Source organism: Symbioplanes lichenis (assembly GCF_030709675.1).
Taxonomy (GTDB): domain Bacteria; phylum Actinomycetota; class Actinomycetes; order Mycobacteriales; family Micromonosporaceae; genus Actinoplanes; species Actinoplanes lichenis.
In genome coordinates, this window is the sequence record NZ_JAUZQD010000002.1 from 85,543 (window position 1) to 111,798 (window position 26,256).

A 26,256-nucleotide genomic window follows, 5' to 3' on the forward strand; every position below is an offset into this window, starting at 1 on the left:
ACCGAAGCTCCCCAATTCCCACAGGAGGGGTAGAGAAATCAGGCCTTCCGGCCCACCGCCGTCCAGACGTTGACCTGCTGGTCGGTCCAGTCCGGGTCGCCCGGGTCGGGCCGCCAGCGCTGGGCCGGCACCACGCCGGGCGCGACGACCTCGAGCCCGGTGAAGAGCTCGGCGAACTCGTCACGGCCGCGGGTCCAGACGTCGCTCTTGCCCTGCTCCATCATCTCGCGATAGCGGGCCTGCTGGTCGGGCGAGCCGAAGTCGGAGGTGGCGTGGGTGGCGACCAGGTAGCTGCCGGACGGCAGGGCGGCGAGCAGCTCCTCGACGATGGGCCGGGCCGCGCCGTCGCCGGGCAGGAAGTGCAGGACCGCGATCAGCATCAGCCCGACCGGGCGCCCGAGGTCGAGGGTCTCGCGCAGCGCCGGGTGCCGCAGGATCGTCCCGGGGTCGCGCAGGTCCGCCTCGATGTAGGAGGTGCGGCCCTGCGGGCTCGTGGTCAGCAGCGCCCGCGCGTGCACCATGACCAGCGGGTCGTTGTCGACATAGACGATCCGGGACTCGGGCGCCACCGACTGGGCGACCTCGTGCGTGTTGTCCGCGGTCGGCAGGCCGGTGCCGATGTCCAGGAACTGCCGGATGCCGGCCTCGGCGGCGAGGAAACGGGTCGCCCGGCGCAGCAGGGCCCGGTTCGCCAGCGCGCCCGTGCGGACGTCGGGGAAGGCCGCCTCGATCATGTCGCCCGACGCCCGGTCGGCGGCGAAGTTGTCCTTGCCGCCGAGCCAGTAGTTGTAGCGGCGGGCCGGATGCGGCACCGTCGAGTCGATCGCGGGCCGGCCGCTGCCCGTTGCTTCCACTGTGTACTCCGATCGCCGGGGACGCCCGGCGCCATCATGGCAGGTGCCGGCCCGCCGGCAAAGTCAGCGCGGTGCGGCGACGACGAACCGGCCCTTGCCCGACTTCTTCGCCTCGTACATGGCCATGTCGGCCTCGCGCAGCACGTCGTCGGCGTCGTCGCCCGGGCGGTTGCGGGCGATCCCGACGCTCGCGCTCACCGTGGCCGGGCCCGCGCCGAGGTCGTACGGGCGGCCGATGACCTCGACGATCCGCTCCGCGGCGGCCCGGAAGTCCTCGGCGGACGCCAGCCGCTCGGTGATGACGGCGAACTCGTCGCCGCCGAAGCGGGCGATCGTGTCGCTCGCGCGCAGGCACCCGCGCAGCCGCTCCGCCACCTGGATGAGCAGCTCGTCCCCGGCGCCGTGCCCGAGCCGGTCGTTGACCTCCTTGAAGCCGTCGAGGTCGAGGAAGATCACCGCGAACGTGTGCCCGGTGCGCGCGTGGGTCAGCAGCGCGTGGGCCACCCGCTCGTAGAACAGCACCCGGTTGGCCAGCCCGGTCAGCGGGTCGTGCAACGCCAGGTGCCGCAGCTCGCTCTCCCGCTCGCGCAGCCGCACCTCGACGGTCTCGCGCCGGGCGATGTCCTCGCGCAGGTCGGCGGTCGCCCGTTCGACCTGGGTCACCGCCCGGTTGCGGGCCCCGGCCAGCAGCCCGACCAGCAGGGCCAGGATCAGCGTCACGCCGATGCAGGCCCCGATCGCCACGGCCGTGAGCTCGTGGTCGGAGTTGTGGCGCAGACGGCTGGTGGGCAGCAGCGTCAGCCGCCACACCCGCTGGCCGACACTGATCGCGCGTTCGCGTACCAGGGATCGGTCGGGGTCGAGGGTGCCCACGTCGGCGCTGGCGATGACCACCGCGCCGGACACCGACGCCTCGTCGAGGATCACGCGCACCATGCCCTCGGCGCGCTCGCTGAGCGTACGGTCCAGGAAGTCCTTGCCGTGCACGCCCATGACCAGCCACCCGCGGAAGACGCCGGTGCGGGTCCGTACCGGCGCGACCAGGCTGAACGAGGCCTGCTGGCGCGCCGCCGGCAGGCTGCGGTCCTTGAGGAGCACGTACGAGCGGGTGGTGGCCAGCAGCCCGGTGGACCGCGCGACCGTCATGGTCTCGACCAGCTCCGGCACCGTGCTTGTGTCCGCGCCGGGCGTCGCCGCCGGGGATCCGTCGACCGACTGCGAGTAGACGACGAAGGCGTGGTCCTCCCGGGCGCCGACCGGCCGCAGCGTGAGTCCCGTGGCGCCCTCGGCCCGCCAGTAACGCTGGATCGGGGCGAACTCGTCGGCGGAGGCGGGCACCACGAAGGCGAAACCGGACACGCCGGGGAAGCGATCGGCCTCGAGACCGCCGGTGATGTCGGTGAAGTCGTCGCGGCTCAGGTCGCCCTGGGCGGCGAGGGCCCGGGACAGGTCGGTGAGGGTGCCGCCGTACCGCTCGACCTCGGCCGAGACGCCGGAGCCGACGTCGGACGCGTACCGGTTCATGGACTGGGCGGCGTAGCGCTCCTCGGCGCGCTCGAGGGCGTAGCCGACGACGCCGGTCACGACGCCCCCGGCGACCAGCACCGCAGCCACCAGCAGCACCACGACCCAGGAGCGTCCGGTGCGGGGGCCCGCGGTCCACCTCACGCTCCTCCGTTCGGCGCTCCCGGCGATCTCCTGAGCCGCGCGCCACCGGCGTCACTTTCCTGCCCTCCTGGGGGAAGTTGCCCGGTTCGCGCTTGGGAGCGATCCCAGCGGGGTAGAACGGGCCTCGTCCCTGACCGATCACGAGACCAGGAGCCCGCACCGCATGGTTCCCGACAGCATGGCCGCCCCGCAGTTCCGGGCCGAGAACGCCGGCGACCAGGACCCCGTCGTCCTGACCGCCGACCACAGCGACGAGGCGATGCTCCGCCTCCGCCACCCCTTCCAGGCGCCGCTGACGGGCCCGGACTCCGGGGTCGTCGCATCTGCGGGCTCCGTGGGGTGATGCACGTCTTATAAGCGGGGCCCCAGCGGTGCTGCGTGTCGCAGATGCGGCCGGTAGGGTGAGCGCCGTGACGACGTTTCGCATCGGCGAGGCCGCCGATCTGCTCGGCGTCAGCGCGGACACCGTGCGCCGCTGGGTGGATGCCGGGCGGCTCACCGCGCTGCGTGACGAGCACGGCCATCGGCAGATCGACGGCGCCGAGCTGGCCGCGTTCGTCCGGGGCCAGGCCCGCGAGGCCGAGCTCGGCGGCGAGTCGTCGGCCCGCAACCGGCTGCGCGGCATCGTGACCGCCGTGGTCAAGGACACCGTCATGGCCCAGGTCGACATCCAGGCCGGCCCGTTCCGGGTGGTGTCGCTCATGAGCCGGGAGGCCGCCGACGAGCTGGACCTGCGGGTCGGTTGCGTGGCCGTGGCCGTCATCAAGTCGACCACGGTGGTGGTGGAGCGATCCGCCCCGGCCGTGGCACCCCGGGGGAGGACCAGTTGAGGACACTGCGGGCCGGGCTTGCCCTGCTCATCGCGTTCGGCGCGGCCGGTTGTGGTGACGACGACACGAGCGCGGCGGTGACCGGCCAGGTGTCGGTGTTCGCGGCCGCGTCGCTGACCGAGTCGTTCACCACCATCGGCAAGCAGTTCGAGGCGGCGCACCCGGGCACCACCGTCACCTTCAACTTCGCCGGCAGCTCGGCGCTGGCGACGCAGATCAACGAAGGTGCCCCGGCCGACGTGTTCGCCTCGGCGGCGCCGAAGAACATGGCCACCGTGACCGACGCCGGCAACGCCTCCGGCGCCCCGGTCACCTTCGCGCGGAACCAGCTGGTGATCGCGACCGGCAAGGGCGATCCGAAGACGATCGCCGGGCTCGCCGACCTGACCAAGCCCGGTCTCAAGGTGGCGCTGTGCGCCGAGGCGGTGCCGTGCGGCGCGGCCGCGAAGACGGCGCTGGACGCGGCCGGGGTGAAGCTGACCCCGGTCACCCTCGAGCAGGACGTCAAGGCCGCTCTGTCCAAGGTGAAGCTGGGCGAGGTCGACGCGGCGCTGGTCTACCGCACCGACGCGAAGGCCGCCGCGGCCGACGTCGACGCGGTCGAGTTTCCCGAGTCGGCCCAGGCGGTCAACGACTATCCGATCGTGGTGCTCAAGGAGGCGAAGAACCCGGCCGGGGCGCAGGCCTTCGTCGACTATGTGGGGTCCGCCGACGGCGAGAAGGTGCTGACGGAAGCCGGCTTCCAGGCGCCCTGACCGCGATGACCCGTACCCCGAAAGGCGGCCGCGTGCCGCTGCCGCTGCTGCTGCCCGCCGTGCTGGGTCTGGTCTTCCTGATCCTGCCGGTGATCGGGCTGCTGGCCCGGGTGCCCTGGGCGACTCTGCCGCACCGGCTGACCTCGCCCGAGGTCCTCGACGCGCTGCGCCTGTCGGTGCTCACCGCGACGGCGGCCACCGTGTGCTGCCTGGTGCTCGGGGTGCCGCTGGCGTGGCTGCTGGCCCGGGTCACCTTTCCCGGCCGCCGGATCGTCCGGGCGCTGATCACCGTGCCGCTGGTGCTGCCGCCGGTGGTCGGCGGCATCGCGCTGCTCCTGGCCCTGGGCCGCCGCGGCCTGGTCGGCCAGTGGCTCGACGAGACCTTCGGCATCGCGCTGCCGTTCACCACGGCCGGCGTGGTGGTCGCCGAGTCGTTCGTGGCCCTGCCGTTCCTGGTCATCGCGGTCGAGGGCGCCCTGCGCGGGGCCGACGTGCGCTACGAGGAGGCCGCGGCCACGCTGGGCGCCGGCCGGTGGACCACCTTCACCCACGTCACGCTGCCGCTGGTGGGCCCCGGCATCGCGGCCGGCGCGGTGCTGTGCTGGGCCCGGGCGCTGGGCGAGTTCGGTGCCACCATCACCTTCGCGGGCAACTTCCCGGGCGTCACCCAGACGATGCCGCTGGCGGTCTATCAGACGATGGAGAGCGGCGACCTGGACGGCGCGGTCGTGCTCAGTCTCATCCTGCTGGCGGTCTCGGTCACCGTCCTCGCCGCCCTCCGCGACCGCTGGCTGACGGCACCATGACCCTGCTGGACGCCCACCTGGTCGTGGAGCGGGGGACCTTCCGCCTCGACATCGCGCTGACCGTCGCGGCGGGGGAGACGGTCGCCCTGCTCGGCCCCAACGGCGCCGGCAAGACCACCGCGCTGCGCGCCCTCGCCGGTCTCACGCCTCTGAGCGGCGGGCACCTGCGGCTGGGCGACCGGGAGCTGACCCGGACGCCGCCCGAGCAGCGCCCGATCGGCGTCGTCTTCCAGGACTACCTGCTCTTCCCGCACCTGAGCGCCCGGGACAACGTCGCCTTCGGGCCGCGCCGGCACGGGGCCGACCGCCGCGCCGCGCACGCCGTCGCCGACCGGTGGCTCGAGCGGGTCGGGCTCGCCGAGCACGCGCGCCGCAAGCCCCGGCAGCTGTCCGGCGGGCAGGCCCAGCGCGTCGCCCTGGCCCGGGCCCTCGCCGTGGATCCCGAGCTGCTGCTGCTCGACGAGCCGCTGGCCGCCCTCGACGCCCGGACCCGGCTCGACACCCGGGCCGAGCTGCACCGCCACCTCGGCGCCCACCCCGGCGCGGCGCTGCTGGTCACCCACGACCCGCTCGACGCCCTCGTGCTCGCCGACCGGCTCGTCATCGTCGAGGGCGGGCGCGTCGTCCAGGAGGGGGACGCGGCCACGATCACCGCCCGGCCGCGGACCGACTACGTCGCCCAGCTGGTCGGGCTCAACCTCTTCCGGGGGCGGGGCACCGGCACCCACGTCGAGGTCGCCGGCGGCTTCGCGCTGACCACCGCCGAGGCCGTGCACGGCAACGCCTTCGTCGCGTTCCCGCCCTCGGCGGTCGCCCTGTTCACCCGGCAACCCGACGGCAGCCCCCGCAACACCTGGCCCGCCGTGCTGCGCGACATCCAGCGGCACGGCGACAACCTGCGCGTACGCCTCGACGGCCCGATCACCGTCGCGGCCGACATCACCCCGGCCGCCGCCGCCCACCTCGACCTCGTCCCCGGCCGGCAGCTGTGGGCCGCGGTCAAGGCCACCGAGACGCGCGTCTACCCCGACTTGTGAGTTCTCCAGGGCCGATCTTGCGCGGCGGCCCCGGGATGAGCAGGCTGGGGGCCGTGAGTGTGAGCCCCGGCGCGGAACTGCGCGGACGAACCCCGTGGAGCCGCCAGCTGGCCGGCCCGTTGCGCGCTTTCCTGCGTACGGAAGCCGGCAGCGCGGGTGTCCTCGTGGCCGCCATCGCCGCCGCCCTGATCTGGGCGAACGTGGACGTCGCGTCCTACGAGGCGGTGTGGGGCACCGAGCTGGCCGTGCGGCTGGGCGGGCACGGCATCGGCGAGGAGTTGCGGACCTGGGTCAACAGCGGGTTGATGACGCTGTTCTTCCTGGTCGTGGGGCTGGAGGCGCGTCGCGAGTTCGACCTCGGGGAGCTGCGCGACCGGCGCCGGTTCGTGCTGCCGAGCCTGGCCGGGCTGGCCGGGATGCTGTTGCCGGTGCTCGTCTACCTGGCCTTCACCGGGGGCGGGCCGGACGCGCACGGCTGGGGCGTCGCGATGTCGACCGACACCGCGCTCGCGCTGGGCCTGCTCGCGCTGATCGGCCGCAACGTCCCCGACCAGGTACGCGTCTTCCTCCTCACCGTCTTCGTCGTCGACGACCTGGTGGCCCTCGTGGTGATCGCCGTCGTCTACAGCGAGGAGATCGACCTCATGGCGCTGGCCGTCGCCGCGGTCGCGTTCGCCGTGTTCGTGGCCATGCGCTACCTCGGCGTCCGCGCCTACCCCGTCTACGCCCTGGTCGGCGTGGCGCTGTGGGCGGCCATGATGGGCAGCGGCGTCGACCCCGTGGTCGCGGGGCTGGCGATGGGCCTGACCGCCGTCGCGTACAGCCCTGCCCGGGCCACCCTCGAGGAGGCCAGCGGGCTGTTCAAGCTGTTCCGCGAGCAGCCCACGCCGGAGATCGCCCGGTCGGCGGCCATCGGGGTGATCGAGACGCTGTCGCCCAACGACCGGTTGCAGCGGCGCTTCCACCCGTGGTCGAGCTATGTCATCGTGCCGCTGTTCGGGCTGGCCAACGCCGGGATCGTGCTCGACGGGGGCACGCTGGCCCGGGCCTACACGTCCCCGGTGACGTGGGGCGTCATCGCCGGCTACCTGGTCGGCAAGCCGATCGCCGTGGTCGGGGTGTCGGCGCTGCTCACGTGGCTGTCCGGCGGGCGCGTCCGGCCCGGCGTGGGCTGGGCCGCGGTGCTGGGCAGCGGCACGATCGCGGGCATCGGCTTCACGGTGTCCCTGCTCATCGCCGCACTCGCCTTCACCGGCCCGGAGCTGGCCGACGCGAAGATCGGGGTGCTGTCCGCGGCGGCCGGGGCGTCGGCGCTGACGTGGGCGGTGTTCCGGGTCACGCGGCTGCTGCCCCCGGCGCGCCGGGCCCGGCTGCTGCTCGGCGCCACGGAGGACCTCGTCGACCTGATCCCCGAGGTCGATCCGGAGCGCGACCACTGCCGGGGGCCGGCCGACGCGTCGGTCACCGTGGTCGAGTACGGGGACTTCCAGTGCCCGTACTGCGGTCAGGCGGAGCCCGCCGTGCGCGACCTGATCACCGACACTGACCTGCGCTATGTCTGGCGGCACCTGCCGCTGCCGGACGTGCACCCGCAGGCCGAGCTCGCGGCGGAGGCGGCCGAGGCCGCGGCGGCCCAGGGCCGCTTCTGGGAGATGCACGACCGGCTGCTCGCGCACCAGGACCACCTGCGGGTGACCGACCTGATCCGGTACGCCGAGGAGCTCGGACTCGACGCCGAGCGCTTCCACACCGAGCTGACCTCCCGGCTGCACCGGGACCGGGTCGCCGAGGACGTGGACTCGGCCGACCTCAGCGGGGTCTCGGGCACGCCGACGTTCTTCATCAACGGGCGCCGGCACTACGGTGCCTACGACATCGCGACCCTGCAGCACGAGGTCAAGATCGCCCGGGTCCGGGCCGGTTTTTCCCGGACGGAGCCGGTCGAACCGGGCTAGCCTGCAACCGATGGCCGGAAATCGGGCGCCCACGATCTACGACGTCGCCCGCCACGCCGGCGTGGCCGCGTCGACCGTCTCGCGTGCCTTCTCCCGGCCCGGCCGGGTCGCCCCGGCCACCGTCGGCAGGATCCTCGCCGCCGCGGACGAGCTCGGCTACCGCCTCAACCCGCTGGCCCGCGCGGTCACCACCGGCCGGACGGCGATGATCGCGCTCGTGGTCACCGACGTCGCCTGTCCCTACACGGCGGGCATGCTGCGCGGCGCCCAGACCGCCGCGGCCGAGGCGGGCTATTCCACGATCCTGGCCGACCTGGCCTGCCCGGAGGCCGCCGCCGACCTCGACCGCGTCGTCGCCAGCGTCGACGGCCTGGTGATCGCCGCGCCCCGCCTGCCCGACGAGGAGGTACGCCGCCTGGCCGCCGAGCGCCCGCTGGTGCTCCTCGACCGCGTCCTGCCCGGCCTCCCGGGCGTGGTGCCCGACGTGCCCGGTGGCATGCGGGCCGCCGTCGCGCACCTGGCCGCCCTCGGCCACGAGCTGGTCACCTATGTCGCCGGCCCCGAGGGCACCTGGCCGGACGGCATCCGGCGCCGGGCCCTGCGCCAGGCGGGCAGCGAGCACGGCGTCCAGTGCCGGGGCATCGGCCCGTTCCCCGCGACGCTGGCCGGGGGCCTGGCCGCGGCGGGCGACCTGCTGAGCCGGCCCACCACCGCCGTCGTCGCCCACGACGACCTCATCGCCGCGGGCCTGATCCACGCCCTGACCGCGCGCGGCATCCTGGTCCCGCAAGAGGTCAGCGTGATCGGCTTCGGCAACGTCGCCGCGGGCGCGCTGATCACCCCGGGCCTGACGACCGTGGCGGCGCCGCTGCGGCTGATGGGCGACACGGCCGTGCGGTCGCTGCTGTCCCGGCTGGGTGGCGCCGAGGTGCCGGACGAGCCGGCCGTCCTGCCGGTGCGCCTGGTGACCCGCGGCTCGACCGCCCACCGCCGGCTCAACCGCACGGCCCCGGGCGGACCGGTCGTGGTCGCCGGCTCGGGCACCTTCCTGCCCACTAGCTGACCGGACCGCGGTCCGGCTCAGCCTGCGGCGCTCGATCCGGCGGGCCTCGCGCGCCTGATCAGCGGTGATCCGGGTCGCGCCAGACGAGGGCGCACGCGAACGGGTCGACGGTGTCGGCGAACTCGGCCCCGGCGAACACGCCCGCGTAGCGGCGGTGGAAGTCCGGCCGGGTCAGCGGCTGGTTCAGCCGGGCGTGCCGCATCCACACGGGGTGCTGGCGCAGCCGGAGGACAGTCCACGCGTCGCTGATCGACCGCCTCCGGCGCAGAGTGCGTACGGCATCGGTCAGGCCCCACCACCGGTGCATCAGCAGCGCCCGCGGACCGGGCGAGACAATGTCCACGATCACCGCCGTGCCGCCCGGCGCGACCAGCGACCGGACGTGCCGCAGCACCACCTCGACGTCGTGCTGGGCGAACAGGTGGAACAGCGTGTTGACCGACAATACCACGTCGAACCGGCCGTCCTCGTCCGGCGAGACGTCGAGCAGGCTGCCGATCCGGTACTCGACGGTGGGGCGGGCGCGTTCCACCCGGGCGATCGCGACTTCCCGCTCGGCGATGTCCACGGCGAGGACATGGGCGCAGCGGTCCGCCAGCAAGCCGGTGAACCGCCCGGAGCCGCACCCCAGGTCCACCCCGCGGGCCCCGGCCGCCGGCAGCAGGCGGGCGAGGTGCGGCCGGTAGACCGCGTCGGTGATCTCGGCGTACCGCGCGTACAGCTCGGCGATCGGATCGAACAGCGCCATCCCCAGCCCAGACTCATCGAGGTGTCGATCGGCGTGATCCGCTGCTCCTTCCCGGAGCGCGGCGTGTGTGCGGATCGTAGAACCGGCCCGCGGGCGGGGTCCAGGAACGGGTCGCCTCGTCGACAGCCGGACCGTCGGTGAGGTCGACGACGGAGCGGGAGCGGTCGTGCGGGATCACCTCTTTGGCATGATAATTCTCCCGCACGGGTGATCTTGATGTGTCGTGACCACTGACGTCTGCCAGGAAGGGTCCCCCCATGAGCTCTCTCCGTAGTCTGCCGGTACGCGTCGCCGTCGCCGGTCTCGCGGCCACCCTGGCCCTCACCGCCTGCGGCGGCCCGTCCGCACCCCAGCCCGGTGACAAGGCCGGCGGCGCGAGCGGCGGCTCGCCGACCGTCCCCGACACCTCGGCGATCCTCGCCGCCGTCACCAAGGACGACGCGCTCGCGAGCAAGATCCCGGCCGAGCTGGCCGGCGCGGGCGTGCTCAAGGTCGGCTCCTATGTGCAGTCGGCGCCGAACAACTTCTATGCCGCCGACGGCACCACCGTGATCGGCTCCGACCACGACCTGATCACCGCGGTCGCCACGAAGCTCGGGCTGCGCATCGAGTACCAGAACCAGGACTTCGGCGCGCTGATCACCAGCCTTCAGTCGGCGCGGGTGGACGTGACCATCGCGGCCATGAACGACACCGCCGAGCGGCAGAAGGCCATCGACTTCGTCGACTACCTGACCTCCGGCATCACCATCATGATCAAGAAGGGCAACCCGGCCGGGATCACCGGCCCGGACACGCTCTGCGGCAAGAAGATCGCCGTGGTCACCGGCACCAGCCAGCAGGAGTTCGCCGAGAGGACGAGCACCGACTGCCAGGCCAGGGGGCAGGCGGCCCTGGCCGTCACGGTCACCGACAGCGACAGCCAGAACCAGACCCAGCTGCGCACGGGCCGGATCGACGCCATCGTCAACGACCTGCCGAGCGCCGTCTACGTCTCCCGGACCACCCAGAACGGCGAGGCCTTCGAGGTCGTGCCGGGTGACGTGATCGACGGCGCCCCGTACGGCATCGGGGTGAACAAGAGCAAGCCGCAGCTGCGCGACGCGATCGCCGGGGCCCTCGACGCGCTGATCGCGGACGGCACGTACGGCAAGATCCTCGACGCGTGGGGCATCACCTCGGGCAGCCTGACCAAGGCCACCGTCAACGGCGGCAAGTGATGACCCAGGACCTGCTGCCGCAGGTGCGGCTGCGGCACTGGGGCCGCTGGATCAGCGGTGTCCTCATCGTGCTGATCCTGCTGGCGCTGGGCTGGGGCGCCGCGCAGGGCGACATCGCGTACGGCGACATCCCGTACTACCTGCGTTCGCCGATCATCCTCAAGGGCCTGGTCGGCACCATTGTCCTGGCTGTCGTCGCGCAGGGCGTGGCCATCGTCATCGGCGTCCTGATCGCGCTGATGCGCATCTCGCACAACCCGGTGGCGCGCGCCTTCGCCGGCGCGTACACCTGGCTGTTCCGGGGTCTGCCGGTGCTCCTGCAGATCCTGCTCTGGTACAACCTGGCGCTGATCTTCCCGCGGCTGTCGGTCGGCGTCCCGTTCACCGGCCTGAAGATCCTCGACGTCGAGACCAACGCGGTCATGACCACCTTCGTCGCGGCGTTCCTCGGCCTGGCGCTGAACGAGAGCGCCTACATGGCCGAGATCGTCCGGGCCGGGCTCAAGAGCGTCGACCGGGGTCAGATCGAGGCCGCGCAGTCGATCGGCGAGACTCCCACCCAGCGCCTGCGGCGGATCGTGCTGCCGCAGGCGATGCGGGTGATCATCCCGCCGACCGGCAACGACTTCATCAACATGCTCAAGGGCACGGCGATGGCGTCGGTGATCGGCTACGTGGAGCTGATCCGCGCCGCGAACAACATCTCGTCCTTCAACCTCCAGGTGATGGAGACCCTGATCGCCGCGGCGATCTGGTACATGGTCGTCGTCACCGTGGCCAGCGTCGGGCAGTACTACCTGGAACGCGGGTTCGACCGGCAGGACCGCCGGGCCGGGCCCCCGTCGCTGAGGCGCAGGCTCGCCCTGAACCTCGGCCGGCCGCCGATGGTGAGGAGTCCGCAGTGAACGACCCGGGTCTGGTCCTGGACGCCCGCAGGATCACCAAGGCGTACGGCGACCACGTCGTGCTGAACGAGGTATCCCTGCAAGTGCGCTCGGGCGAGGTGGTCTGCATCATCGGCCCGTCCGGTGCCGGCAAGTCGACCTTCCTGCGCACGCTCAACCATCTGGAGAAGCCGGACAGCGGCGAGGTGTGGGTCGGGGGCGAGCCGATGGGCTTCCGCCTGCGCGACGGCAAGCTGCACGAGCTCAGCGAGCGCAAGGTCTCGGCCCAGCGCGCGCGGACCGCCATGGTGTTCCAGCACTTCAACCTCTTCCCGCACCTCACGGTGCTGGCCAACGTCATGGAGGGCCCGGTACGCGTGCAGCGCCGGCCCGCCGCCGAGGTGCGCGCCGAGGCCCTCGAGGTGCTGGGCCGCGTCGGCCTGTCGGAGAAGGCGGACGCCTATCCGGGGCAGCTCTCCGGCGGCCAGCGCCAGCGCGTCGCCATCGCCCGCGCCGTCGCCATGAAACCGCTGTTCCTGCTCTTCGACGAGCCCACCTCGGCGCTCGACCCGGAACTCGTGGGGGAGGTCCTCACCGTCATGTCCGACCTGGCCGCGCAGGGCATGACGATGCTCGTCGTGACCCATGAGATCCAGTTCGCCCGCGAGGTCGCCGACCGGGTCGTCTTCATGGCCGACGCCGGGATCGTCGAGCAGGGCCCGGTCGACCAGGTGCTGGTCGCCCCGCGGGAGGCGCGCACCCGCCAGTTCCTCAAGCGGGTGCTGGCGTGAGCGACTACCTGTCGTCCTTCGAGGAGCCGCCGGGCTATCTGAACTTCGCGAGTTACGGCCCGCCCTCCCGGGCCGTGCTCCGGAGCGTCACCGACGCCGTCGAGGGGTCGGTGACCGGCGTCCCCAGCGCCGGGCTGCACGCGGCCGACGGGCGCGCCCTGGCCGCGGTCTCCCGCCTGACCGGCTTCCCGCCGGCGGCCTGCACCCTGGCCACCAGCACGTCGGCGGGCCTGCAGCAGGTCGCCTTCGGCCTGCCCGGCGGCGAGGTGCTGGTCAGCGGGGGCGAGTTCCCGTCCAACCTCTACCCCTGGTGGCGGGCGCAGGAGGCCGGGCTGCTGCGGGTACGCCAGATCGGCAGCACCGAGATGACGCCGGACGTCGTGGCCGGCGCGCTCACGCCGGCGACGACCGCGGTGGCGCTCAGTGCCGTCGACTTCCGCACCGGCTACCGTGCCGACCTGGCCGCCCTGCGCGAGGTGATCGGCGACCGGCTGCTGATCGTCGACGGGATCCAGGGCTTCGGTGTCCTCGACCAGGACTGGACGCACGCGGACGCGCTGGCGGCCGGCGGCCAGAAGTGGCTGCGCGCGGGCTGGGGCACCGGGTTCGTCGCGCTCTCCGCCCGCGCGCTCGACCGCCTGCGCCCGGTCCTGGGCGGCTGGACCGGCGTCGAGGACCCGACCGGGTACGACGGCCGCCCGCACCCCCTGCGGGAGGGCGCCGGCCGGCTCTCGGTCACCAACCTGTCCCCGTACGCCTCGGCCGCCCTCGGCACCGCCCTGGAGCAGCTGGAGAGCTTCGGCGTCGCCACGGTCGAGGCCCGGATCCGGGAGCGGGTCGACGCCCTCCTCGCGGCGGTGTCCGCGCCGGTGCTGTCCCCTGTGGACACGCGTCACCGGGCCGGCATCGTCGTCGTGAAGGTCGCCGACGCCCCGCAGGCCCTCGCCCGCCTGCAGGACGCCGGGATCACCGCCACCGCGCACGGCGCCGGCCGCATCCGGCTGAGCGTCCACGCGACCACGGACCCCGGCGTCTTCCCGCTCGTCGCCGCCGTCCTGGAAGAAGCCGCGTGAAGCGGTCACCGGGTCAGCGGCGGCGGGTGCGGGCTCCGATCCGGGCGACCGCACCACCGACCACCAGCAGGACGGCCAGCAGGATGAGGCCGGTCAGGTCCTGGCCCGTCTTCGGCAGGTTGCCCGAGCCGTTCGAGCCGCTGCCGGCCGGTGTGTCGGTCCCCGTGTCGCCGTCGGAGTTCGAGTCATCCGGGTCGGAGGTGTCGGTGTCGGAATCGGTGGCCGAGCCGGCGATGGTCAGCGACGCCGTGGCCGTGTTGTTGACCGTGTTGCCCTCGGCGCTGGTCGTGCTGATCGTGACGTTCACCGGGAACGTGCCGGCCTTGGCGGTCTTGGCGACGGCCAGGTAGAGCCACAGCTCGCTGCTGGCGCCGACCGGGGCCTCCGGGCCGGTGCATGTGACGGCGTTAGCGTCCACGTCCGGCGCCGCCGTGCAGGCCAGTTCGATCGTGTCGGCGGCGGTGGCCTGCGCGGTGAAACCGGCCGCCGTGGCGTCGAGCAGGACGGCCGCCTTCGTCAGCGTGGTCCCGGCCGGCGGGTCGATGACGAAGCTGACGTCGGCCGCGCTGGTCGTGCCGTTGTTGCTGTACGGCAGCTTGAGCAGGAGCGTGGCGCCCTTCGTGGCCTTCGGCTGCGGGTTCGAGTACTCGATGTTCAGGTCCACCGACGGCGCGCTGACCGTGAACGTGGGCAGGGCCTGGTCGTCGGAGGAGCCACAGGCACCGTTGCCGCCGCCGTCGACGCAGCCGCCGCTGATCGTGGAGCCGACCGCCGCGCTGCTGCTCACCACGAGCGGCAAGTCGATCTGGGTCGTCTCGCCGTTGGCGATGCCCAGGGTGCAGACCACGAGCCGGGCGCCCGAGCCCGGGACGCAGCCGTCGGGCAGCGTGCCCGCGGTCGTGTTTGTGGGCAGGACGATCGTCGCCACGTACGGGTTCGCGTCCTGCGGCCCCGAGTTGCTCAGCGTGATCGGCAGCACCGTGGTCTGGCCCGGCGCGGGTCGCGGCACGGTCGGGGCGCCGACGGTGACCGTGACGTTGTAGCTCGCGGCGGTCGCGGTGACCAGCGTCCCGGAGCTGCTGAGCGTGCCCGCGGTGGTGTCGCCGGCCAGCAGGACGCCGGTCGGGGTCCACTTGGTGCCGGTGGTGACCGTGCTCGCGAGCGTCACGGCGACCGTGATCGTCAGCGGTGTCCCGGCGGCCAGCGTGAGCCCGGTGCAGGTGATGGCGCTCGCACCGATCGTGCAGTCGCTGCCCCCGGCGTTCGCGCCGGTGACAGTCATGCCGGCGGGCTTGCCGGCGAGCGGGATCGTCAGCGTCAGATCGTCGTACGACGCGATCGCCGACGTGAATCGGATCGTCGCCGGGCCCGAGTCGCCCGCGGCCACGGTCGCCGGTGTGAAGGCGGTGGTGACGTTGCCGGTCAGCGGCCGGTCCGCGGCGAAGGAGACGACCGTCGCGTTGCCGCCGCAGACCGCCGGGCTGCCGGAGACCGTGACGCAGCCGTTCGCGACCGGGTCGCCGTTGCTCGCCGTGCTGCTGACGACCACCGGGACCGTCCACGTGCGGCTCGTCCCGGCGGCCTGCGCGAACCGGCAGGTCAGCGTGGTCGCCGCGCTGCGGTTGCAGTCGAGGGCGACCTGCCCCGCCAGCGTGCCGAAGGTGCTGTTGGTCGGGGCGGTCACAGTGGCGGTCACGGCGGCCGCGTCGGACGGGCCGCTGTTCGTCACGGTGATCTGCGTCGAGGTGACGTCCCCGGGCAGCACATCGCCGGTCGGCCCGGTGACGGTCGCGGTGACGGTGCTGGTGGCGGTGCCGACCGTCAGCGCGGTGACCGGCCGGGTGACGGCGACGTCGCCCTGCCGGACGCCGACCTGTGGCGCCCAGGCCGACCCGGTGACCGCGGCCGCCGTCGCCGAGACCGCGAGCGCGATGCCGGTCGACGCCCCGGCCGCGAGCGTGATGTCCGAGCAGGTGACGGCGGTGGCGCCCACGACGCAGCCGGCGGGGGTCGCGCCGGTGACGGTCACCCCGGCGGGGAGCCCGCTCAATGGGATCGTCACGGTCAGCCCGCTGCGGGCGTCGGCGGCGCGGACGGTCACTGTCGCGGTGCCCGTACGCCCGGGAATGATCGCGATGGTGTCGGCCGTGACCGTGATCGCCTGGTCGAGCGTCCGCGTCAGCGGGATGCCGGGCACGTCTTCCTCGGTGGGGCCGCACACCCCGTTGCCGTCGGCGTCGACGCAGCCGTCGCCGAGCGTGGTCGTCGGGTCGGCGTCCGCGTTGACGATCAGCGGGATCTCCCAGACCAGCGGCGCCGCGGCCGCGGTCAGGTCGAAGCGACAGGTGAGGCGACGGTTGTCAGCCGGCGCGCAGTCCTGGGAAGCCTGCCCGGTGAGCGCGCCGAAGGTGGTGCCGGTCGGCGCGAGAATGCTCGTGGTCGCGTTCACGGCGTCGGACGGGCCGGTGTTGTCGGCGGTCACGGTCAGGGTCGCCGTGCCGCCGGGCGTGACCCCGGCCGCCGCGACGGACGAGTCGTAGACGATCGGCGCGACCGGCGGGCCGGCCGTCACGAGCGTGGCGGCGGAGGTCAGCGTGCCCGCCGTCGCGTCGCCGGCCAGCGTGATGCCGGTCTGGTTCCACGTGCCGGTGGCCGTGCCGGAGAGCGCCACCGGCAGCGTCACGACCAGCGGTGTCCCGGCGGCCAGCGACAGCCCGGTGCAGGTGATCGCCGTGGCGCCCACGACGCAGGTCCCGGCCCCGGTGACGGTCATCCCGGCCGGCTTGCCGCTCAGCGGGATCGTCAGGGTCAGGTCGTCGTAGGAGGCGGTCGAGGTGTACCGCAGGGTGGCGGTCCCCGAGGAGCCGGGAGTCACGGTCACCGGGGTGACGGCGAGCGTCGCCGACTCCTGCAGGCCCCGGCCCGCGGCCAGCGAGGTCACCAGGGCGTTGCCGCCGCAGACCGGCGCACCGCCGGCGACGGTGACGCAGCCGTTCGCGACCCGGTCGCCGTTGGCGGCGGTGCCGTCGACCAGCACCGGGATCGTCCAGGTGCGGCTGGTCCCGGCGGTCTGGCCGAAGGAGCAGGTCAGGGTCGTGGTGCCGGCGACGCCGCAGTCCAGGGCGACCTGGCCCGAGAGCGGCCCGAAGGTGCTGTTCGTCGGGGCGGTGACCGTGGCGGTCACGCCGGTCGCGTCGGACGGGCCGGGGTTCGTGACGGTGATCTGCGTCGAGGTGACGTCGCCCGGCAGCACGGTGCCGGCCGGGCCGGTGACGGTCGCGGTGAGCGGGGCGACGGGCGTGCCGGTGACGGCCAGCCGGCCGCTGCCGGTCGCCGTCTCGCCGCCGGCCTCGAGGGTGATGCCGGTCGCCGTCCAGGTCACTCCGGCGCGCAGCGCGGCCGTGGCCCGGATCAGCAGGGCGACCGGGTCCGAGGTGCCTGCCGCCACGTCGACGCCGGTGCAGCGCACCTCGCCCGTCCAGCCGCAGACGGACCCGGTGGGCCCGGCGGCGGAGACGACGGTGAGACCGGCGGGGAGCGAGGTCAGCGGGACGGTCACGGTGGCACCGGGCACGGCCCGGTCGGCGACGACCCGCACGTACGCGATCCCGGTCTGACCCGGCACGACTGTCGCGTCCCGCGTGGTGAGCTGCACCCGGCCGCTGAGCGGCGTGCCGAGGACGATCTCCGGCAGGTCCGTCGTGCAGCCGCTGCCGGTGTCCACGCAGCCGTCGCCGAGCGTGGTGCCGCCCCCGGCCGTCGCCGCGACGCGGATCGGCAGCGTGAAGCGGAGCGTGGCGGCCGCGTCGACGTCGACCGTGCACGTCGCGGCGCGGGGATCGGCCGCCGTGCAGAAGGCGGGCAGCGGGTCGATGAACGTGGTGCTCTGCGGCGCGCGGAAGGTGAGCACGCGGGCCCGGGCGTTCGACGGGCCGCTGTTGGCGACCGCGACGGCCAGGGACGAGTCGGCGCCCGGCAGGACGGTGCCCGGGGCCGGGGGAGTGACGGTCACGGTCAGCGTGCTCGCGGCGGCGCCGACGGTCAGCGCGGTCACCGGCCGGACCACGGCGATCTGACCCTGGGTCACGGAGACCTGCGGAGTCCAGGTGGCCCCGGCTGTCGCGGCCGCCGTCGTCGTCACGGCCAGGGCGATCGGGGTGGATCCGCCGGCGGCCAGTGTGATGCCCGTGCAGGTGACGTCGGTCGTGCCCACGATGCAGTCGGTGGTGCCGCCCTGGCGGGCGCCTGTCACGGTCACCCCGGCGGGGAGCCCGGTCAGCGGGATCGTCACGGTCAGCCCGCTGCGCGCGTCGGCCGCGCGGACGGTCACTGTCGCGGTGCCCGTACGCCCGGGAATGATCGCGACGTTGTCGGCCGTGACCGTGATGGCCTGGTCGAGCGTCCGGGTGAGCGGGATGCCGGGCAGGTCTTCCTCGGTGGGCCCGCAGACCCCGTTGCCGTCGGCGTCGACGCAGCCGTCGCCGAGCGTGGTCGTCGGGTCGGCATCCGCGTTGACGACCAGCGGAATCGTCCAGACCAGCGGCGCCGCGGCCGCGGTCAGGTCGAAGCGGCAGTCCAGGCGACGGTCCCCGGCGGGCGTGCAGTCGGCCGCCGCCTGGCCGCCGAGCGGGCCGAAGGTCGTGCCGGTCGGCGCGAGGATGCTCGTGGTCGCGTTCACGGCGTCGGACGGGCCGGTGTTGTCGGCGGTCACGGTCAGGGTCGCCGTGCCGCCCGGGGTCACCCCGGCCGCCGCGACGGTGGCGTCGTAGACGATCGGGGCCACGGGCGGCCCGGTGGTGATCAGCGTGCCGGTCCCGTACGCCTGCTGGCCGGCGGCGTTGCGCAAGGTGATCTGGCCCGGGTTCCAGGTGACCCCGGCGGCCGCGGCCCCGGACGCGCGAGCGGTCACGCGGACGACCTCGTTGCGGCCCGTGGTGAGCGCCAGCCCGGTGCACACGATGTCGCCGGTGGACGTGCACGAGCCGGGCGCGACGCCGGTGATCGTCAGGCCGGCGGGCAGCGTGCCGGTCGGCACGGTCAGGGTCAGGCCGGTGAGGTCCTGGGTCGAGGTGACGACGACCGTGCCGGTGGCCGGGTCGCCGCCCGGGACCGCGGTGCCCGCCTCGACGGTGAGCGTGGCGGCCGCGCCCAGCGGCGTCTGCAGCTCGACCGGCGGCAGGGGCTGGTCCGGCGCCCCGCCGCAGACCCCGTCGAGGTTCGCGTCCCAGCAGCCGTCGTCGAGGACGACGTCCGGGTCCGCGGTGCCCGGCACGAGCAGGCCGAGGGTGAAGACGCGGTCGCCGGCGGGCAGGTCGGCCGCGCAGGTGACCAGGGTGGTGGCGGCGGTGCAGAAGCCGGCGGCCGGGCCGCCCAGCGGGGCGAAGGTCGTGCCGGTCGGCGCCTTGAACTGCACCCGCGCGCCCGGGTAGAGCGACGGGCCCTCGTTGGTCAGCGTCACCGCCAGCTCGGCCGTGCCGCCCGGCGGGACCGTGCCGGGGCCGGGGGCGTCGACGGCGACGGTGAGCGGGTGGACGGGCGCGCCGATCCGGGCGGCCACCGGGGTGAAGGTCGCGGTCTCGGTGCCGTCGGTGACCGTGACCGTGGGCGTCCAGGTGGCCTGGGCCGCGTCCGGAGCCGCGGTCAGCCGCAGGGTGAGCGTGACCGGGAGGTCGACGTTCGCGCAGTCCGTGCAGGGTGTCGCGCTCGTCAGCGTCAGGCCGGCCGGCAGCGCCGAGGTGTCCAGCCGCACGGTCGAGCCGGGCCGGGGCTGCGAGCTGCTCACGGTGATCGTGGCAGTGCCGGTCGTGCCCGGCGTGATCGACGGGTTGGTGCTGGTCACGGTCACGACGCCGGCCAGCGGGGCGCGCAGGGCGAGGTCGGGCAGGACCACGTCGCCGGTCCCGCCGCAGGCCCCGGTGCCGTCGAGGTCGGCGCAGCCGCCGGTGATCCGCACGTCCGGGTCCGCGTCGGCCGGGATCACCACGGGCAGCGTCAGGACCAGCGGCTCGCTGGTGGCGGCCAGATTGACCCGGCAGGTCAGCGTGGTCGTCGTGGTGGCGGTGCACGCCTCGGCGGTGGCGCCGGACAGTGGGCCGAAGGTGGTGCCGACCGGCGCGGTCACGGCGACCGGCGCGTCGACGGCGTCCGAGGGGCCCTGGTTGTCGAGCACGAGGTCGATGGCGGCGGTACCGCCGGGCAGGACGGTGCCCTCGGCCGGGGCGCGCGTGGTGCCGGTCAGCGTGAAGCTCGCCGCGCCGGTGCGCAGCAGCACGCCGTCCGCGGACCGGCTGGCCCCGGCGCCGTTGGTGACGGTGATGCCGGTGGCGGTCCAGGTCGCGGCGGGCGCGGCCGAGGAGACAGCCAGCGGTACGGACACCGTGGCGGCACCCCCGGCGGCGATGTCGACGCCGGTGCACCGGATCGTGGAAGCGTCGCCGGTGCACGTGCCGCCCGGGGCGACGGACGGCGTGCCGATGGTGACGCCGGCGGGCAGCCCGGCCAGCGGCACGGTGACGGTCAGCCCGGTCTGGGCCGGGTCGGTGGTCACGGTGACCCGGGCGACGCCGGTGCGGCCCGGGGTGACCGTGACCGGGGTGGTGCTGAGGGCGACCTGCTGGGCGAACGGCGTCGCGAGCGGCACCGGCGGCACGGTCACGTCGGGCGGCGAGCAGGTGCGGTTGTTGTCGAGGTCCACGCAGCCACCGGTCAGGGGCCGGCGCGGGTCCGCGTCCGGGGCGACGACGATCGGCACGGCCACCACGATCGGGTCCGCGTCGGCGGGCAGGCCGAACGTACAGGTCAAGCGGGTCGCACCCGGCTCGGTGTCACAGATCGCGCCGGTCGGCGCGGGCAGGTCGCCGATGGTCGAGCCGGTCGGCGCGTCGAAGCCGATCGTGGTGGTGGGCAGGTCGGACGGGCCGGCGTTGTCGAGCGTGATGTCGAGCGTGCCGGTGCCGCCGGGCAGGATCGGCTCGTCCGGGCCGTCCACGGTCGCCTGCAGCGTGGCGGCGGGCGCGCCGACGACGGCCAGCTGCCCGTCCTGCGTGAGCTGCCCGTCGCTGCCGGCGTCGAGGACGATCCCGGTGGCGGTCCAGGCGGTGCCCTGGGCGGCGGCGGCCGTCGCCCGTACGCGCAGAGCGGTCACCGGCGTCGTCGACCCGTCGGTCACGTCGATCCCGGTGCACCGCACCTCGGACGCGGTCTGCGTGCACCCGGGCGCCACGGCTGTGACCGTCAGCGACGCGGGCACGGCGGCCAGCGGGATCACGAGCGTGAGGCCGCTCAGGTCACCGCGCTGCGACTGGACGCCGACGGTGACAGGCTCCTCCGTACCGGGGGTGACCGTGGTCGGGGTGGTGAGGATCCGCGCCCGCCGGTCGAGCGGCACGCTCAGGTCGAACTCGGGAATCGCGACGCAGTCGGTCGTGCCGGAGAAGGTCACGCAGCCGCCGGCGACGGGCGTGAACGGATCGGCGTTGACGTCGACGGCCAGGGGCAGCGCCAGCTCCGGCGTGCTCGTCCCGGCCGCGAGCGTCACCGAGCAGGTGAGCGACCGGGCGTCGCCGGCCACGGTGCAAGCGGTGGCGGCGTCGCCGGAGAGCGTGCCGAAGGTGGTGTCGGCCGGCGCCGTGACCGTGAAGGAGCGGCCGGTCACGTCGGAGGGCCCGGCGTTCGAGACCACGAGGGCCAGGCTCGTGGTGCCGCCCGCGGCGACCGTACCGTCGGCGGGCGGGGTGACCACCGCGGTGACGGTGGCCTGCGACGGCCCGGCGGTGGCGAGCGTGCCGTCCGCCGTGACGTGCTCGGGACCGTTCGTGACGTCGATGCCCGTGACGGCCCAGGCGGTGCCCGGGGCGACGGCCGCGCCGACGGCCACGGTCAGCGCGAGGGCGAGGGGCTCGTCCTTCTTCAGGTCGACGTCGTCGCACGTGATCGACGCGGCACCGACGGCGCAACCGGTGGCCGCCGTGACCCGGAAACCGGCCGGCAGGTCCGTGAGCGGGATGGTGACGTCGAGGTCGGTCTCCGGGCGGGTGGCGGTCAGCGTGACCGTGGCGGTGCCGGTGCGCCCGGGCGCGATCGTGGCGGACGTCGTGCCGATGGTGACGATGTCCGCGAGCGGGGTCTCGAGCCAGAAGTCCGGGATCCGCGGCTCGCCCGGGTCGCACAACCCGTTCGCGTCGATGTCATAGCAGCCGCCCTCGACCACGTCGTCCGCGTCGGCCTGCGCGCTGACGGTCAGATCGAAGTCGTACGAGATCGGCGCGGCCGCCGCGGTGAGCGTGACCGGGCAGGTGGCCGAGCGTCCGTCACCGGCGATCGTGCAACCGGCCGGGCCGTTGCTCAGCGTGGTGCCTGTGGGCGCGATGACGGCGACACTCGCACCGGTCGCGTCGGACGGGCCCTCGTTGTCGACGGTGACGCGCAGCCGGCCCGTGCCGCCGGGGATCAATGTCCCGTTGGCGGGCGGCGTGAACGTGGTCGCGAGCGTGAACTGCGGCGCCCCGATCGTGGCGAGCGGGCCATCCGCCGTCACCTGCTCGGCGCCCTGCGCCACGGTGATCCCTGTGGCCGTCCACGTCGGTCCCTGCGCGACGCCGGGCGGCACGGAGACGGTCAGCCGGATCGGTGTTGTCGTGCCGTTCTCGACGGAGACATCGGTGCACGTGACCGTGGTGCTCGTGACCGTGCAGTCGCCCGCGCTGGTCACGGTCATGCCGGTGGGCAGGTCCGCGAGCGGCACGGTGACGGTCAGACCGCTCACGTCGCCGTGGGTGGCCCGGACGTTCACGGTGGCCGTGCCGGTGGTGCCCGGGGTCACGGTCACCGGGGTCGTGGTGACGGCGACCTGCTGCGCGAACGGCACCTTGAGCATGATCGGGTCGAACGCGACGTCGGGCGCCGGGCCGCAGCTGCCGTCGTTGTCCAGGTCGACGCAGCCGCCGCCGAGCGGGGTGGCGACGTCCGCCCCGGCCGGCACGACGACGGGCAGCGTGAGCTGCGGGCTGCTCGCCCCGGCGGCCAGGGTCACGGTGCACGTCGCGGTGGTGGTGCCGGGCGTGACCTGGCAGGCCGTGGCGGCCGCCCCGGTAGGCGTCCCGAGGGTGGTGCCGGTCGGCGCGAGCACCCGGAAGGCGGTCGCCGGCGCGTCGGACGGGCCCGCGTTGCGGACGGTCAGGCCCAGGTTCGTGGTCTGGCCCGGCTCGACCGTGTTGTCCGCGGGGCCGGTGACGGTGGCGCCCAGCGCGTAGACCGGGGTGCCCGCGGTGGCGAGGGCGCCGGTCACGGTCAGCTCCTCGCCACCGTCGGACACCGTGATGCCGGTCGCGGTCCAGGTCGCCGGCGGGGTCACGTTCGCGGCCACGGCGACGGTCAGCGGGATGACGAGCTCGCGGCCCGCGGTGAGGTCGACGCCCGTACAGGTGATGGCGGTCCCGGTCCGCGTGCAGTCGCCGCCGGTCACCGTGAAGCCGCTCGGCAGGTCGGCCAGCGGGATCGTGACGGTCAGGTCGTCCTCGTCCTGCGTCGACGTGAGCCGCACCCGGGCGGTGCCGTCCCGGCCGGGCACGATCGTGGCCTGCGTGGTGGTGACCGTCAGCCGGTTCGCGATCGGCGTGCGCAGGTTGACCGTCGGCAGGGCCACGTCGCCGGTGTCCCCGCACGTGGTGTTGTTGTCGAGGCTCACACAGCCGCCGGTCAGCGGGACGGCCGGGTCGGCGTTCGCGGCCACGGCCAGCGGCAGGGTCAAGGTGACGGCGGGCCCGGCGACGGGGATGTCGCTGGTGCAGCGCAGGGCGGTGGGGGAGAGCTGGGTGCAGGCGGCGGCCGCCCCGGTCAGCGGGCCGAAGGTGGTGTTCTGCGGCGCCACGACGATGTAGGAGGCGTTCCGCGCGTCGGACGGGCCGCGGTCGGACACGGTCACGGTCATCGTGGCGGTCTGCCCCGGGCGTACGGTCCGGTCGGCGGGACCGGTCGCGCTGACGCCGAGCGTCCAGGTCGGGTCGGCCGTCACCAGGGTGCCGGTGGCCGTGCCGGTGGAGTCCCCGCTGCTCGCCGTGACGGGCGCGCCCGCTGCGGCCGTCCAGCCCGCGGTGACTCCAGCTGCCAGGCGCACGGGTACGGACACCACGACGCTGCCCGTCGCCGGCACTGTGACGCCGGTGCAGCGCACGCCCGTCCCGTCGGCCGTACAGGTGCCGCCCCCGGTCGTCGTCACGGGGCCGAAGGTGTAGCCGGCGGGCGGGGCGGGCAGCGTGATCGTCGTGCCCGTGGCCGGGATGATGCCGACGTTGCGCACGGTCACCCGGAGCGTCGCCGGGTCGCCACCCGGGATCACGGTCACCGGGGTGACGGTCACGCCGTTGTCGAGGTTGACGTCCGGGTCGCTGACGGTCAGCAGCCGCCCCTGCCCGGTGATCGCGGTGCCGTTGAGGATGGCGGTGAGCCCGGCGAGGTTCCAGACGGTGGTGGGCGGCGTCGTCGTGGTGGCCGCCACCCGTACGGTGATGGGGGTCGATCCACCGCCCGGCACGGTGACGCCGGTGCAGGTGATGGCGGTCGAGGTGACCGTGCAGGGGTTGCCGCCGGCCGTGGCGGAGACGACCGACACGCCCTGCGGCCGCCCGTCGAGCGGGATCGTGACCGTCGTCGTGGCGTCGGACGGCCCGTCGTTCGTGACCGTGATCGTGGCGTTGGCCTGCTTGCCGGCCGCCAGCGAGATCGGGTTGACCGAGATCAGGCCGCCGGTGCTGTAGGCGGGCTGCCGGTTGACCAGCGTCCCGCCGCCGCGCACGGTGATCGTGGTGCCGGTGACCGCCGCGATCGGCGTGCTCACCGCGGTGATGGTGTTCGCGGCGGGCGCCCAGTCCGCGGCCGTGACCGCCGACGCGGCCAGCGACACCGGCAGCGACACGGCGACGCTGCCGGAACCGGGCACGGTCACGCCGGTGCACACGACGAACCCGCCGGTCACCGAGCAGCTGCCGCCGCCGGTCACGGTGGGCGTCCCGAGCGTGTAGCCGGCGGGCGGCACCGGGATGCGGATGGTCGTGTTCGGCGCCGCGATGTCACCGGTGTTGGTCACGGTGACGCGCGGCGTGCCGGTCTCGCCCGGCGCCAGGTTGGCGGCGGCCAGGTTGACCGCGCCCAGCTTCACGATGCCCGAGCAGGTCGACTCGGCCACGACGACCGAGCCGCTGGCCACGACGGCCAGCCCGCCGAGCAGATCAAGATCCACCGCCCGGACGGTGTAGTCGAGCCGTCCCGTCGTCGCGTTGTAGGCGGCGATCCGGTGGTCGATCGTGCCCGTGAGCACGCCCGGCACATTGATCGCCACGTTGGCGTCGGGGTTCACGTTCGCCCCGGCGACGGTCAGGTTGGCGACATCGGTCGTCGTCGTGATCCCGGCCGCCGTCATCTGGCAGGTCGTCTGGATCGCGCCGGTGGTCACCGCCCCGAGCACGTTCAGCCCGGCCGTGCCCGCCTGCGCCCGCCCGCCGCCCGGAGCCGCCGCCCCGACCGCCGTGTTGACCGCGCCCACGGTGAGCAGCTGCGGCAGCAACCCACCGCCGAGGGTCGCGCCCAGCGTGTTCCCGGAGGAGTCGGCCTGCCCGGTCGTCCACGTGCGCGCCGGGTTCGGCAGCGCGAGGGTGAGCGGCAGCCCGCCCGCGAGCAGGTTGATCGTCGCCCTGATCCCCTGGGCCGTCGTGTTGACCGGGCCCACGGCGGCGTACGCCGCGATGGGCGGCCCCACCAGGACCACCACCAGCAGGGTGGCCACCGCAAGCGCCACCCGTTTCGTCATCTCAAGCGCCCACGTCGCCACGGAGCGAACACTAGGACCCCGGAAACGAACAGTCTTCGTTTTTCGCATTTTCCGGACGACCGGCCGGCCGGGCAACCGGTTGCCACGCGTTTCCGCAGCTCAAGCCCTCTTCTCGTGCGGTCGCCCGCCCGCCTCGGGACGGCCGGCTCGCCGGGTGTCGTCGCCGGTGGGCGGGCTCCTGTTGAGTGTCGGTGATCTGGTTGATACCGCCGGTGCCGCACCGGACAGTACTGAAATGACCGGCACCTTCGAACCTGACCGCCCGCCCGCCGGCCCGGGCGATTTCTCCCTGCAGGGCGAGATCAGCGGCGTCAAGCTGATCACCGACCGATCGTCCCGGGGGAAGTCCAACCTCGTTGTCGACGCCACCCGTTCGTTCGAGATCGAGGTCGAGTGGCACGTCTTCGGCAACCTCGTGCCGATCTGGCTGACAGCACTGTCGGTACGCACCAAGGAGTGGGTCGTCACCGTCTACGCAGAGGCGCAAGGGCCAGGGGAAGAGGTTGTGCTGGGCCAGGTCGGGGTTCCGCTCGGCGGGCCGCTGTTCTCGCAGGACGAAGCCTATCGAGCGGTTCTGACAGTGCCGCCGTCCGCGCTGCCCGAGGAACAGATCGCAGATCCGGCTCATGCCGGTGTGTACAAAATCATCGTAATCACCGTTCTGAGTTCGGATCTCGGTGAGATCGGATATGACCTGAACGGGTATGCCGAGGGGCCGGTGATCAAAGTGGAAAGTCCGCTCTGAGAA

The 26,256-nt window shown here is 74.0% G+C and carries 16 protein-coding genes; 12 read left to right on the top strand and 4 right to left on the bottom strand.

Going from position 1 to position 26,256, the window contains the following annotated elements:
- Positions 1-38 precede the first annotated feature (38 nt).
- Both RAN62_RS04330 and RAN62_RS04335 read right to left on the bottom strand, forming a co-directional pair.
- Complete coding sequence (locus tag RAN62_RS04330; RefSeq protein ID WP_305783141.1) at positions 39-854, bottom strand: SAM-dependent methyltransferase; 816 nt, start codon at positions 852-854, stop codon at positions 39-41.
- A gap of 63 nt (positions 855-917) precedes the next feature.
- On the bottom strand, positions 918-2,522 hold the full coding sequence (locus RAN62_RS04335; protein ID WP_305783142.1) for a sensor domain-containing diguanylate cyclase: 1,605 nt from the start codon (positions 2,520-2,522) through the stop codon (positions 918-920).
- Positions 2,523-2,685: 163 nt separating this feature from the next.
- Here RAN62_RS04335 and RAN62_RS04340 point away from each other — a divergent pair, with 163 nt between their 5' ends.
- From RAN62_RS04340 to RAN62_RS04370, 7 genes are all read left to right on the top strand, one after another.
- Positions 2,686-2,865, top strand: a complete 180-nt coding sequence (locus RAN62_RS04340) for a hypothetical protein (protein WP_305783143.1) — start codon at positions 2,686-2,688, stop codon at positions 2,863-2,865.
- Positions 2,866-2,932: 67 nt separating this feature from the next.
- The gene (locus RAN62_RS04345) at positions 2,933-3,352 is read left to right on the top strand and encodes a TOBE domain-containing protein (protein WP_305783144.1); all 420 of its coding nucleotides are present in this window, start codon (positions 2,933-2,935) and stop codon (positions 3,350-3,352) included.
- Entirely contained in the window at positions 3,349-4,107 is a 759-nt protein-coding gene (gene modA, locus RAN62_RS04350; protein WP_438874465.1) for a molybdate ABC transporter substrate-binding protein, read from the top strand. Before RAN62_RS04345 ends, modA begins: the two co-directional genes overlap by 4 nt.
- 5 nt (positions 4,108-4,112) lie before the next feature.
- Positions 4,113-4,913: an ABC transporter permease gene (locus tag RAN62_RS04355; protein WP_305783145.1), complete on the top strand. Its 801-nt coding sequence runs from the start codon at positions 4,113-4,115 to the stop codon at positions 4,911-4,913.
- Positions 4,910-5,950, top strand: a complete 1,041-nt coding sequence (locus tag RAN62_RS04360; RefSeq protein ID WP_305783146.1) for an ABC transporter ATP-binding protein — start codon at positions 4,910-4,912, stop codon at positions 5,948-5,950. Before RAN62_RS04355 ends, RAN62_RS04360 begins: the two co-directional genes overlap by 4 nt.
- Positions 5,951-5,985: 35 nt before the next feature.
- Positions 5,986-7,905: a Na+/H+ antiporter NhaA gene (nhaA, locus tag RAN62_RS04365; RefSeq protein ID WP_438874466.1), complete on the top strand. Its 1,920-nt coding sequence runs from the start codon at positions 5,986-5,988 to the stop codon at positions 7,903-7,905.
- Between the two features lie 10 nt (positions 7,906-7,915).
- Positions 7,916-8,968 (top strand): LacI family DNA-binding transcriptional regulator, encoded by a 1,053-nt coding sequence (locus RAN62_RS04370; RefSeq protein ID WP_305783147.1) that lies wholly within the window; start codon positions 7,916-7,918, stop codon positions 8,966-8,968.
- A gap of 58 nt (positions 8,969-9,026) precedes the next feature.
- On the opposite strand, the gene RAN62_RS04375 is transcribed toward RAN62_RS04370, so the two are convergent.
- Positions 9,027-9,716, bottom strand: a complete 690-nt coding sequence (locus RAN62_RS04375; RefSeq protein WP_305783148.1) for a class I SAM-dependent methyltransferase — start codon at positions 9,714-9,716, stop codon at positions 9,027-9,029.
- A 257-nt stretch (positions 9,717-9,973) separates the two neighbouring features.
- Here RAN62_RS04375 and RAN62_RS04380 point away from each other — a divergent pair, with 257 nt between their 5' ends.
- From RAN62_RS04380 to RAN62_RS04395, 4 genes are read left to right on the top strand one after another with little or no spacing between them, the layout of a single operon-like run.
- Positions 9,974-10,936, top strand: a complete 963-nt coding sequence (locus RAN62_RS04380) for an ABC transporter substrate-binding protein (RefSeq protein WP_305783149.1) — start codon at positions 9,974-9,976, stop codon at positions 10,934-10,936.
- Entirely contained in the window at positions 10,936-11,841 is a 906-nt protein-coding gene (locus RAN62_RS04385; RefSeq protein WP_305783150.1) for an amino acid ABC transporter permease, read from the top strand. The genes RAN62_RS04380 and RAN62_RS04385 overlap by 1 nt, the downstream gene beginning before the upstream one ends.
- Positions 11,838-12,611 (top strand): amino acid ABC transporter ATP-binding protein, encoded by a 774-nt coding sequence (locus RAN62_RS04390; RefSeq protein WP_305783151.1) that lies wholly within the window; start codon positions 11,838-11,840, stop codon positions 12,609-12,611. The genes RAN62_RS04385 and RAN62_RS04390 overlap by 4 nt, the downstream gene beginning before the upstream one ends.
- Entirely contained in the window at positions 12,608-13,684 is a 1,077-nt protein-coding gene (locus RAN62_RS04395; RefSeq protein WP_305783152.1) for an aminotransferase class V-fold PLP-dependent enzyme, read from the top strand. Before RAN62_RS04390 ends, RAN62_RS04395 begins: the two co-directional genes overlap by 4 nt.
- 13 nt (positions 13,685-13,697) lie before the next feature.
- Here RAN62_RS04395 and RAN62_RS04400 read toward each other — a convergent pair whose 3' ends face one another.
- On the bottom strand, positions 13,698-25,508 hold the full coding sequence (locus RAN62_RS04400; RefSeq protein WP_305783153.1) for a beta strand repeat-containing protein: 11,811 nt from the start codon (positions 25,506-25,508) through the stop codon (positions 13,698-13,700).
- A 235-nt stretch (positions 25,509-25,743) separates the two neighbouring features.
- On the opposite strand from RAN62_RS04400, the gene RAN62_RS04405 reads away from it, so the two are divergent.
- Positions 25,744-26,253: a hypothetical protein gene (locus RAN62_RS04405; protein ID WP_305783154.1), complete on the top strand. Its 510-nt coding sequence runs from the start codon at positions 25,744-25,746 to the stop codon at positions 26,251-26,253.
- Positions 26,254-26,256: the final 3 nt, after the last annotated feature.

Coding starts and splice junctions, on each gene's coding strand:
- RAN62_RS04340 (WP_305783143.1), top strand. CDS start 2,686: ATGGTTCCCGACAGCATGGCCGCCCCGCAGTTCCGGGCCGAGAACGCC.
- RAN62_RS04355 (WP_305783145.1), top strand. CDS start 4,113: ATGACCCGTACCCCGAAAGGCGGCCGCGTGCCGCTGCCGCTGCTGCTG.
- RAN62_RS04360 (WP_305783146.1), top strand. CDS start 4,910: ATGACCCTGCTGGACGCCCACCTGGTCGTGGAGCGGGGGACCTTCCGC.
- nhaA (WP_438874466.1), top strand. CDS start 5,986: ATGAGCAGGCTGGGGGCCGTGAGTGTGAGCCCCGGCGCGGAACTGCGC.
- RAN62_RS04370 (WP_305783147.1), top strand. CDS start 7,916: ATGGCCGGAAATCGGGCGCCCACGATCTACGACGTCGCCCGCCACGCC.
- RAN62_RS04375 (WP_305783148.1), bottom strand. CDS start 9,716: ATGGCGCTGTTCGATCCGATCGCCGAGCTGTACGCGCGGTACGCCGAG.
- RAN62_RS04380 (WP_305783149.1), top strand. CDS start 9,974: ATGAGCTCTCTCCGTAGTCTGCCGGTACGCGTCGCCGTCGCCGGTCTC.
- RAN62_RS04385 (WP_305783150.1), top strand. CDS start 10,936: ATGACCCAGGACCTGCTGCCGCAGGTGCGGCTGCGGCACTGGGGCCGC.
- RAN62_RS04405 (WP_305783154.1), top strand. CDS start 25,744: ATGACCGGCACCTTCGAACCTGACCGCCCGCCCGCCGGCCCGGGCGAT.